The following is a 10,797-nucleotide window of genomic DNA, read 5'->3' as shown; positions in this document are numbered from 1 at the left end:
CCCTCGCCACCGTGGTCCTCCTGGAGCTCGGCACCGTCGAGGCGGGCCGCGCGGCCCGCCGCCTGACCACCGCCAGCCGCAAGCTCATCGACGGCCAGGCCCAGGACATCTCCTACGAGCACCGCGAGCGCGTCAGCGTCGAGGAGTGCCTGGAGATGGAGGGCAACAAGACCGGCGCCCTGCTGGCCTGCGCGGTCTCCATCGGCGCCGTCCTCGGCGGCGCCGACGACCGCACCGCCGACAAGCTGGAGGAGTACGGCTACCACCTCGGCCTCGCCTTCCAGGCCGTCGACGACCTCCTCGGAATCTGGGGCGACCCGGAGGCCACCGGCAAGCAGACCTGGAGCGACCTGCGCCAGCGCAAGAAGTCCCTCCCGGTGGTCGCCGCCCTCGCGGCCGGCGGACCGGCCTGCGAGGAACTCGCGGAGCTGCTGGCCGCCGACGCCAAGAGCAACGACTTCGAGAACTTCTCCGAGGAGGAGTTCGCCCACCGCGCCTCGCTCATCGAGGCCGCCGGGGGCCGCCAGTGGACCGCCGACGAGGCGCGCCGCCAGCACGCGGTGGCGATCCGCGCCCTGGATGATGTGAACATGCCGCAGCGGGTACGGGACCAGCTCGTCGCCCTCGCCGACTTCGTCGTCGTGCGCAAGAGGTGATCGCCACCCGGCAGCGGATATGAAGCGCGAGTCGCCGGCCGGCGCCGCCCCCTGGTAGGCGCGCACCGGCCGACGGCAGACCCCAGCACAGCAGAGCTCACTGTTCTAAGGGGAAGCCATGACAGCGACGACCGACGGCGCCGGTGCGATGGCCGGCGGCGCGGATCCGGAACACGGGAGCGCGGCGGCCGGGACGGCCACGCCCCCCGCGCCATCCACCGCGGCCGAGGGACCACCCGGCGGAGCGGGCCCGGCCGAAGGCCTGCGGTACGAGGTCCAGGAGGCCGCCGCCAGGGCCGTCCACGAGCTGATGGAGCGCCAGGACCCGGCCGGCTGGTGGAAGGGCGACCTGGAGACCAACGTCACCATGGACGCCGAGGACCTGCTGCTGCGGCAGTTCCTCGGCATCCGCGACGAGGCCACCACGCACGCCGCCGCCCTCTTCATCCGGGGCGAGCAGCAGGCCGACGGCACCTGGGCCACCTTCCACGGCGGACCGCCCGAACTCTCCGCCACCATCGAGGCGTACGTCGCCCTGCGCCTGGCCGGGGACCCGCCCGACGCCCCGCACATGACCCGCGCCTCGGCCTGGATCCGGGCCCACGGGGGGATCGCCTCCGCCCGGGTGTTCACCCGGATCTGGCTGGCCCTCTTCGGCTGGTGGAGCTGGGACCACCTGCCCGAACTCCCGCCCGAACTGCTCTTCCTGCCGTCCTGGGTGCCGCTGAACATCTACGACTTCGGCTGCTGGGCCCGCCAGACCATCGTCCCGCTCACGGTCGTCTCAGCGCAGCGGCCCGTCCGCCCGGCCCCCTTCGCCCTCGACGAGCTGCACACCGACGCCCGCGCGCCCCACCCCGTCAAGCGGCCCGCTCCGCTGGCGAGTTGGGACGGCGCCTTCGAGCGCATGGACAAGGCCCTGCACGCCTACCGGCGGTTCGCCCCGCGCCGGCTGCGCAAGGCGGCCATGACCGCCGCGGGCCGCTGGATCGTCGAGCGCCAGGAGAACGACGGCTGCTGGGGCGGGATCCAGCCGCCCGCCGTGTACTCGGTCATCGCCCTGCACCTGCTCGGCTATGACCTGGAGCACCCGGTGATGCGGGCCGGGCTGGACTCCCTCGACCGGTTCGCGGTCTGGCGCGAGGACGGCGCCCGGATGATCGAGGCCTGCCAGTCCCCGGTCTGGGACACCTGCCTCGCCGCCATCGCGCTGGCCGACGCGGGGGTGCGCCCCGACCACCCGGCCCTGGTCAAGGCCGCCGACTGGATGCTCGGCGAGGAGATCCGGCGCAGCGGCGACTGGGCCGTGCGCCGTCCCGGGCTCGAACCCGGCGGCTGGGCCTTCGAGTTCCACAACGACAACTACCCCGACATCGACGACACCGCCGAAGTCGTCCTGGCCCTGCGCCGGATCCGCCACCCCGATCCGGCGAAGGTCGAGGCGGCCATCGCCCGCGGGGTGTCCTGGAACCTCGGCATGCAGTCGAAGAACGGCGCCTGGGGCGCCTTCGACGCCGACAACACCAGCACCCTGCCGAACCGGCTGCCCTTCTGCGACTTCGGCGAGGTCATCGACCCGCCCTCCGCCGACGTCACCGCCCACGTGGTGGAGATGCTCGCCTTCGAGGGCAAGGCCGCCGACCCCCGCACCCGGCGCGGCATCGCCTGGCTGCTCGCCGAACAGGAGGCCGACGGCAGCTGGTTCGGCCGCTGGGGCACCAACTACGTGTACGGCACGGGCTCGGTGGTCCCGGCCCTCGTCGCCGCCGGGACGGCCCCCGCGCACCCCGCGGTGCGGCGGGCCGTGCGCTGGCTGGAAACCGTACAGAACGAGGACGGGGGATGGGGCGAGGACCAGCGCTCCTACCAGGACCGTTCCTGGGCCGGGAAGGGTGCCTCCACCGCCTCCCAGACCGCGTGGGCGCTGATGGCCCTGCTGTCGGCCGGGGAACGCGAGGGCGAGGCCGTCGAGCGGGGACTGGCGTACCTGGTGGAGACCCAGCGTCCCGACGGGACCTGGGACGAGCCGTACTTCACCGGTACCGGCTTCCCCTGGGACTTCTCCATCAACTACCACCTCTACCGGCAGGTGTTCCCGCTCACCGCGCTGGGCCGCTACCTGCACGGAGAGCCCTTCCACCCGGACCGCGCCCGCACCACCGGAGCCCAGGCCCAGGCCCCGGCCGAGGGGCCACGATGACCTCCGGAGCGGGCCCCCGGCCCCCGCTGCTGATCGCCTGCGCCCTGCGCATCGAGCAGGCGGCCCTGCGCAGCGCCGGCCGCGGCGGCGCACCCGACGGGGCGCTGCTGCGCACCGGCATGGGCCCCCGCGCTGCCGAACGCGCCGTCGCGCGGGCCCTGCGGCGGCCGGGCATGGAGCGGGCCGCCGTCCTGGCGACCGGCTTCTGCGCCGGCCTCCTCCCCGGCATGCACCCCGGCGACCTGGTGGTCGCCGAGGAGACCCGGGACCCCCGAGGAGCGGTCGCCTGCACGGGCACCGCCCTGCTCGCCGAGGCACTGGCCCGGGCCGCACCCGGCCGGACCGTGCACACCGGCGCACTGACCGGATCGGACCACGTCGTCCGCGGCCAGGAGCGCGCGCAGCTGCGCGCCACCGGCGCCATCGCGGTCGACATGGAGTCGGCGGCCACCCTGTGGACCGCGCACGACGACGGCGGCCGCCCGGTTGCGGCCGTCCGGGTGATCGTGGACGCTCCGGAGCACGAGCTCGTCCGTATCGGCACGGTTCGCGGTGGAATATCGGCCTTCCGCGTGCTGCGTGCCGTACGGCCCGCGTTTTATGACTGGCACCGTTCGTTGCTGCTCCCCAGGAGGTGAGCCAGATGGCCATGCCGTTGCGACAGTCCATCAGGGTCGGGACCTATCTTCTCGAACAGAAGCTCCGCAAGCGTGAGAAGTTCCCGCTGATCGTCGAGCTGGAGCCGCTCTACGCCTGCAACCTGGCGTGTGAGGGGTGCGGGAAGATCCAGCACCCGGCCGGGGTGCTCAAGCAGCGCATGCCGGTCGCCCAGGCGGTCGGCGCCGTCCTGGAGTCGGGGGCGCCGATGGTGTCCATCGCGGGCGGCGAGCCCCTGATGCACCCGCAGATCCACGAGATCGTGCGGCAGCTGGTGGCGAAGCGGAAGTATGTATTCCTCTGCACGAACGCGATGCTCCTCCGCAAGAAGATCGAGAAGTTCACCCCCTCCCCGTACTTCGCCTTCGCCGTCCACATCGACGGACTGCGCGAACGCCACGACGAATCCGTGGCCAAGGAAGGCGTATTCGACGAGGCCGTGGCCGCGATCAAGGAGGCGAAGCGGCGGGGATTCCGGGTCACCACGAACTCCACCTTCTTCAACACCGACACCCCGCAGACGATCATCGAGGTGCTGAACTACCTCAATGACGACCTCCAGGTCGACGAGATGATGATCTCGCCCGCCTATGCCTACGAAAAGGCACCCGACCAGGAACACTTCCTCGGCGTCGAACAGACGAGGGAACTCTTCAAGAAGGCCTTCGCCGGCGGCAACCGGCGGCGCTGGCGGCTCAACCACTCCCCGCTCTTCCTCGACTTCCTGGAAGGAAAGGCGGATTTCCCCTGCACGGCCTGGGCCATTCCGAATTACTCCCTCTTCGGCTGGCAGCGCCCGTGCTACCTGATGAGCGACGGGTACGTGCCCACGTACCGGGAACTGATCAACGACACCGACTGGGACAAGTACGGCCGCGGCAAGGACCCGCGCTGCGCGAACTGCATGGCGCACTGCGGCTACGAGCCCACCGCCGTCCTCGCCACCATGGGCTCCCTCAAGGAGTCCCTGCGCGCGGCCCGGGAGACGATCGGCGGCAACCGGGCCACCTCGTCATGACGTCCGGGCCGGGAGGGGGCAAGGGATTCGACCTCGCCGCGCTGCTGGCCGAGCGCGGCGGGGAGCGGTACGAGCTGCACGCCCGCCACCTCAACCACCAACTGCCCCGGATGCTGCGCACCATCGGCTTCGACAAGGTCTACGAGCGGGCCGAGGGGGCCCACTTCTGGGACGCCGAGGGCAACGACTACCTCGACATGCTGGCCGGGTTCGGGGTGATGGGCCTGGGCCGGCACCACCCCGTGGTGCGCCGGGCCCTGCACGACGTACTGGACGCCCAGCTCGCCGACCTGACCCGCTTCGACTGCCAGCCGCTGCCCGGGCTGCTGGCCGAGAAGCTGCTCGCGCACAGCCCCCACCTGGACCGGGTCTTCTTCGGCAACAGCGGCACCGAGGCGGTGGAGACCGCCCTGAAGTTCGCCCGGTACGCCACCGGACGGCCCAGGGTGCTGTACTGCGACCACGCCTTCCACGGGCTCACCACGGGCTCGCTGTCGGTCAACGGCGAAGGCGGCTTCCGGGACGGCTTCGCCCCGCTGCTCCCCGACACGAAGATCGCGCTCGGGGATCTGGCCGCCCTCGAACGAGAGCTGAAGCGCGGGGACGTCGCCGCCCTCATCGTCGAGCCGGTCCAGGGCAAGGGGGTGCTCGCCGCCCCGCCCGGATTCCTGCTCGCCGCGCAGGAAATGCTGCACCGCCACAAGGCGCTGCTGATCGTCGACGAGGTGCAGACCGGCCTCGGCAGGACCGGCGATTTCTACGCGTACCAGCACGAGCCGGGCGTGGAACCGGATCTGGTGTGCGTGGCCAAGGCCCTCTCCGGCGGTTACGTCCCGGTCGGCGCGACCCTGGGCAAGGACTGGATCTTCCAGAAGGTCTACTCCTCCATGGACCGCGTGCTCGTGCACTCCGCGAGCTTCGGCTCCAACGCGCAGGCGATGGCGGCCGGGCTGGCGGTGCTCTCCGTGATGGAGGACGAGGAGACCGTCGCGAACGCCCGGGCCATGGGCGACCTGCTGCGCGGGAAGCTCGCCGCCATGGTGGACGAGTACGAGCTGCTGCACGAGGTGCGGGGGCGCGGGCTGATGATCGGCATCGAGTTCGGCCGGCCGTCCTCCCTGGGCCTGCGCAGCCGGTGGGCCGTGCTCCAGGCGGCCCGCAAGGGGCTGTTCGCGCAGATGGTCGTGGTGCCGCTGCTGAGCAAGCACCGGATCCTCACCCAGGTCTCCGGCGACCACCTGGAGGTCATCAAGCTGATCCCGCCGCTCATCGTGGACGAGCGGGACGTGGACCGGTTCGTCGGCGCCTTCCGGGAGGTCATGGACGAGGCGCACGGCGGGAGCGGGCTGATGTGGGACTTCGGCAGGACCCTGGTCAGGCAGGCCGTCGGCAACCGCTGAACCCGCGCGGGGTACGCGAAGGGGGCCCGGTGGGTGACCGGGCCCCCTTCGCGTCGTCCGGGACCCGCGCCCCGCCCTCAGTCCAGCAGCCGGTCGCGCAGCCGGTCCAGGGTGGCGGGGGTGAGGCCGAGGCCCTCGGCGAGGTAGCGCTCCACCCCGCCCCACCGGTCGTCGATCGTCCCGAACGCCGCGAGCAGGTAGTCGGCGCGCGCGTCGAACAGCGGGGCCAGCAGCTCCATCACCTCGGGGGAGCGGGCGTCGGCCGTGTCGCTGCCGCGCCGCACCCGGTAGCGGTTGTGCGGGGCGTTCGACTCCAGGTAGTCCGCCACGATGGCCTCGCGTTCGACGCCGAGCGCGAGCAGGGTGACCGCGACCGACAGCCCCGCCCGGTCCTTGCCCGCCGCGCAGTGCATCAGCGCCGGGACGCTGTCCTCGGCGAGCGCGTGCAGCACCCGGCCGTGCTCGGCGGTGCGGGAGCGGATCATGACCCGGTACGACTCCGTCATCCGGGCCGCGGCCTTGCCGTCGCCGAGCACCTCGCGGAGCTGGCCGAGGTCGCCGTCGCGGACCATCTTCCAGAACTCCCGGCCGTCGGCCGGGTCCGTGAGCGGGATGTTCACATTGCGTACACCCGTCAGCTCGACGTCGGCCCCCTCCAGGGCCTGGTCCGCCGCGTTGCGGAAGTCGAAGACGGTGTGCAGACCGAGCGAGCGGAGGAACTCTGCGTCGGTTTCGGTGGCATGTGCGAGATGTCCGCTTCGGAACAGTCGTCCCGGCCTGACCCTCCGTCCGCCGGCGGCCGGCAAGCCGCCCACGTCACGGAAGTTGCGCACTCCGGTCAGCTCCGGCCCGGGCTCGGGGCGGCCCGGAAGGGGCTGGGGTATCTGCTGGGTCACGTGTGCTCCTCCGCATGGTCCTGGGTGTCCGAATTGATCTGATTGGGACCAACTTGCCATATGTGGAGGCGAGATCGCGCCAGGCCCCGTGAGCCAGATCATACGGTGACCGTCCGTGCCTGATCGCGACATGCGAATTCCCTTGCCAGGGCGGCTGTTGCGGGCCGGGAATGGACGGAGGGTGACGGGAATTCCGTCTGTCCCTCATACCTGCGATTCCGTCAGGGAATTCATGGCTTGTTGTGTGCGGCTCCGCTCGATTACCTTCGCGATCGATCCGGGTGGACCGCCTAATCCTGCCGCCGCCCGGGAACCGCACCCGACCATCGACGCGCGCGGCAGGAGCGGGGGAACCAGGTAAGCCGCCGTTCCGGATCTTTTCCGGACGGCTCGGGGTGAAGTCGTACGCGTGTCCCACGGGTACGGCCGGAGATCTCCATTCCGAACCCGACAGCTCACCTCGCAGGCGACGGAGAGGAATCCGCCATGCCCGCAAAGGGTAAGCACCGCCGTCCGAAGTCCCGTTCCATATCCCGCGGTTTCGCCGTGGCCGGTACCGGCGGCGCGGCCCTCGCGCTGCCGCTGATGGGTGCCGCCGGCGCGCACGCCGCCGCCCCGGCGGCGACGCCCGTGCAGGCCGCGCAGGTTCCCTCGGCCCTCCGGGCCGCCGCGCCCGCCCCGGCCGTCGCCCCCGCCGCCGCTCCGGCCGTCTACACCGTCGTGCCGGGTGACTACCTCTCGAAGATCGCCGCCGAGCGCCACCTCGACGGCGGCTGGGAGCGGCTCTACGCCGACAACCGCGAGGCCGTCGGAACGAACCCCTCCCTCATCCACCCGGGCCTGCGGCTGACCCTGGGCGGGCACGGCGAGACCCCCGCCCCGAAGGCTCCTGAGGCCCCGGCCGAGGAATCCTCGACCGAGGCTCCGGCGGCCGACGAGACGTCGTCCGACGCGGGCACCGCCGGCGACGACGCCGCCGACGAGACCCCGGCCCCGAAGTCCGCCCCCTCCGCCGGGCAGCGCACCAAGGCCCCCGCCCAGCGTCCGGCGCCCTCCGCGCCCGCGGCCCCGGCGGAATCCGCCGCCCCCTCGAACGGCTCCGGTTTCGTCGCCCCGGTCAGCGGCGGCACCTCCACCCCGTACCACCAGAGCGGCAGCATGTGGTCCTCCGGTTACCACACCGGCGTCGACTTCGTCGCCAGTACCGGCACCACCGTCAAGGCGGTCGGCGCGGGCACCGTCGTTTCCGCTGGCTGGGGAGGTGCGTACGGCAACGAGGTGATCATCAAGCACGCCGACGGCAAGTACTCCCAGTACGGCCACCTCTCCCAGCTCTCCGTCTCGGTGGGCCAGAGCGTCACCGCCGGACAGCGCATCGGCCTCTCCGGCGCCACCGGCAACGTGACCGGCCCGCACCTCCACTTCGAGATCCGCACCGGCCCGGCGTACGGCTCGGACATCGACCCGCTGGCCTACCTCCGCTCCAAGGGCGTCAGCATCTGACGGAGCCCGCCGCAGCGGCACGGACACGCGTGGGGCCGGGACCTGAGGGGGGTCCCGGCCCGACGTGTACTTATTCCTTATCCCTCGCGTGGTATAGATCACGGTCCGTCAACCCCTCATTACGTTGGCGTAGGTTGGTGACGGGGGTGAAGGATGTTGTCCCGTGGCAGCGACGACGACGACACTCAAGACCATCGGCTCGTACGCGGCGATCGGGGACAGCTTCACCGAAGGCGTGGGGGACCCGGGACCCGGGGATTCGTATCTCGGCTGGGCGGACCGGCTCGCCGTACTCCTGGCCGACCGGCGCGACGAGCACGACTTCCGTTACGCGAACCTCGCGGTCCGCGGCAAGGTCCTCGACCAGATCGTGGCCGAACAGGTCCCCAGGGCCAAGGCCCTCGCACCCGACCTGGTCACCTTCTGCGCGGGCGGCAACGACATCATCCGGCCCGGCAGCGACCCCGACGACGTGGCGGAACGGTTCGAGGCGGCCGTGGCCGACCTCACCGGGTCCATCGGCCTCGTCATGATCACCACCGGCTTCGACACCCGCGGCGTACCGGTCCTCAAGCACCTGCGGGGCAAGGTCGCGACGTACAGCGCGCACGTCCGCGCCATCGCCGACCGCTATGACTGCCCCGTCCTCGACCTCTGGTCCCTGAAGTCCGTCCAGGACCGGCGGGCCTGGGACGGCGACCGGCTGCACCTCTCGCCCGAGGGGCACACCCGCGTCGCGCTGCGCGCCGCGCAGGTCCTCGGCTACGAGGTCCCCGCCGACCCGGACCAGCCGTGGCCGCCGACCCCGCCGCGCGGATCGGTCGACGTCACCCGGGACAACATCCAGTGGGCGCGCGAGCACCTCGTGCCCTGGATCGGGCGGCGGCTGCGCGGGGAGTCCTCCGGCGACCACGTCGAGGCGAAGCGGCCCGACCTGCTGCCCCTGTAGCGGAAGCGGACGTACGGGGGCGGGACCGGGGCCGGTCCCCCGGGACCGGCCCGCGGGGGCGGGCGACACGCGGAGGCACGCGGGAGACACGCGGGGCGACAGGCGGGCCCGAGGCGGAATCCTCGGGGCCCGCCGTGCGTTGGGATGGTCGTAGACGTCCGACCGTCCCGCCCCACCTGCACCTTTCCCAGGAGGCGCCTTGACCGGCTCCCTTCCCCTGCGTCCCCGGCTGCGCGCCCTGCGGCCCGAAGCCTTCGGCGCGGATCCCTCCGGCGCGCGGCTGGAGCGGATCCTGCGCTCGCCGAACTTCGCCGACGGCGTCTTCCAGAACCCCGTGGGGGCCCGGACCAGGCCGTCCGGATCGATGGTCGAGTTCGCCAAGATCTACTTCCACAAGGAGCAGCGCGTCCGGCGCAACCCTGGCGCGCCGATCCCCGTGTACCCCACCACCCTCGCCGAGCTGGCCAAGCCGCCGGTCAGCGGGCTGCGCCTGACCTGGATGGGCCACTCCAGCGTGCTCGCGGAGATCGACGGACGCCGGGTGCTCTTCGACCCGGTGTGGGGCGAGCGGTGCTCCCCCTTCCCCTTCGCCGGACCCAAGCGGCTGCACCCGGTCCCCGTGCCGCTGGCCTCCCTCGGCGAGGTCGACGTCGTGGTCATCTCCCACGACCACTACGACCACCTCGACCTCCCCACGATCAAGGCGCTGGCCGGCACGGACACGGTCTTCGCCGTCCCGCTGGGCGTCGGCGCGCACCTGGAGCGCTGGGGCGTGCGGCCGGACCGGCTGCGCGAGCTCGACTGGAACGAGGCCACCGAGGTCGCGGGGCTCTCCCTCACCGCGACCCCGGCCCGGCACTTCTGCGGCCGCGGCCTGCGCAACCAGCAGTTCACCCTGTGGGCCTCCTGGGTCGTGGCGGGCGAGGAGCACCGGATCTTCCACAGCGGGGACACCGGCTACTTCCCGGGCTTCGAGGAGATCGGCGCCGCCCACGGCCCCTTCGACGCCACGATGATCCAGATCGGCGCCTACTCCGAGTACTGGCCCGACATCCACATGACCCCGGAAGAGGGGATCCAGGCCCACCTCGACCTCCAGGGCGGCGTGGCGCGCGGCACGATGCTGCCGATCCACTGGGGCACCTTCAACCTCGCCCTGCACTCGTGGGACGAGCCGGGCGAGGGCACCGTCGCCGCCGCCGGAGCGGCCGGGGCGGCCGTCGCCCTGCCGATCCCCGGCCAGCCCTTCGAGCCCGGCGCGGCCGACGCCCCGGACGAGGCCTGGTGGCGGCCCTTCGTGGCCGGACCCCCGGTGGCGGCGAGCGCCCCCGCCCGGGCGAAGGCCCCGGCCGGACCCGCCGCCCCGGCCGCGGACCCCGCGCCGGCTCCGGCCGGGCAGGGTGAGCCGGAGGCCGTGGGCTCGTAGCGGACGGTCGTCCTGTGGTTCTCCCGCCACCGCTCCGTGTAGCCCCGGAGGCGGGAGGGGAGCGCGAGGCCCGGGTGCCCGGTGGGGTGCCC

At 72.5% G+C, this 10,797-nt stretch carries 9 protein-coding genes and 1 riboswitch; of the genes, 8 read left to right on the top strand and 1 reads right to left on the bottom strand.

Going from position 1 to position 10,797, the window contains the following annotated elements:
* The 5 genes from ACFV0Q_RS30775 to ACFV0Q_RS30755 all read left to right on the top strand — a co-directional run.
* On the top strand, positions 1 to 656 hold a 656-nt coding region (locus ACFV0Q_RS30775), incomplete at its 5' end, for a polyprenyl synthetase family protein (RefSeq protein WP_385009665.1).
* A gap of 118 nt (positions 657 to 774) precedes the next feature.
* Positions 775 to 2,856 carry a squalene--hopene cyclase gene (gene shc / locus ACFV0Q_RS30770; protein WP_385009663.1) on the top strand — a complete coding sequence of 694 codons (2,082 nt, stop codon included), beginning with the start codon at positions 775 to 777 and terminating at the stop codon, positions 2,854 to 2,856.
* On the top strand, positions 2,853 to 3,494 hold the full coding sequence (locus ACFV0Q_RS30765) for a 1-hydroxy-2-methyl-2-butenyl 4-diphosphate reductase (protein ID WP_385009661.1): 642 nt from the start codon (positions 2,853 to 2,855) through the stop codon (positions 3,492 to 3,494). The genes shc and ACFV0Q_RS30765 overlap by 4 nt, the downstream gene beginning before the upstream one ends.
* Positions 3,495 to 3,499: 5 nt before the next feature.
* On the top strand, positions 3,500 to 4,531 hold the full coding sequence (hpnH, locus tag ACFV0Q_RS30760; RefSeq protein ID WP_385009660.1) for an adenosyl-hopene transferase HpnH: 1,032 nt from the start codon (positions 3,500 to 3,502) through the stop codon (positions 4,529 to 4,531).
* Entirely contained in the window at positions 4,528 to 5,931 is a 1,404-nt protein-coding gene (locus ACFV0Q_RS30755) for an aspartate aminotransferase family protein (RefSeq protein ID WP_385009658.1), read from the top strand. Before hpnH ends, ACFV0Q_RS30755 begins: the two co-directional genes overlap by 4 nt.
* A gap of 77 nt (positions 5,932 to 6,008) precedes the next feature.
* Here ACFV0Q_RS30755 and ACFV0Q_RS30750 read toward each other — a convergent pair whose 3' ends face one another.
* Positions 6,009 to 6,827, bottom strand: a complete 819-nt coding sequence (locus ACFV0Q_RS30750; RefSeq protein ID WP_385009656.1) for a tyrosine-protein phosphatase — start codon at positions 6,825 to 6,827, stop codon at positions 6,009 to 6,011.
* A 317-nt stretch (positions 6,828 to 7,144) separates the two neighbouring features.
* A riboswitch (cyclic di-AMP (ydaO/yuaA leader) is annotated at positions 7,145 to 7,309 on the top strand.
* 4 nt (positions 7,310 to 7,313) lie between these two features.
* Here ACFV0Q_RS30750 and ACFV0Q_RS30745 point away from each other — a divergent pair.
* The 3 genes from ACFV0Q_RS30745 to ACFV0Q_RS30735 all read left to right on the top strand — a co-directional run bounded on the left by ACFV0Q_RS30745 (position 7,314) and on the right by ACFV0Q_RS30735 (position 10,705).
* Positions 7,314 to 8,330 carry a peptidoglycan DD-metalloendopeptidase family protein gene (locus ACFV0Q_RS30745; protein ID WP_385009654.1) on the top strand — a complete coding sequence of 339 codons (1,017 nt, stop codon included), beginning with the start codon at positions 7,314 to 7,316 and terminating at the stop codon, positions 8,328 to 8,330.
* Positions 8,331 to 8,493: 163 nt separating this feature from the next.
* Positions 8,494 to 9,279, top strand: a complete 786-nt coding sequence (locus ACFV0Q_RS30740; RefSeq protein WP_385009652.1) for an SGNH/GDSL hydrolase family protein — start codon at positions 8,494 to 8,496, stop codon at positions 9,277 to 9,279.
* Between the two features lie 199 nt (positions 9,280 to 9,478).
* The gene (locus tag ACFV0Q_RS30735; RefSeq protein ID WP_385009650.1) at positions 9,479 to 10,705 is read left to right on the top strand and encodes an MBL fold metallo-hydrolase; all 1,227 of its coding nucleotides are present in this window, start codon (positions 9,479 to 9,481) and stop codon (positions 10,703 to 10,705) included.
* Positions 10,706 to 10,797: the final 92 nt, after the last annotated feature.

It is taken from the genome of Streptomyces sp. NPDC059564, from assembly GCF_042735575.1.
Lineage (GTDB): Bacteria > Actinomycetota > Actinomycetes > Streptomycetales > Streptomycetaceae > Streptomyces.
Note: the sequence above shows the minus strand (reverse complement) of the source record. Positions and strands in the feature narration are given on the sequence as shown.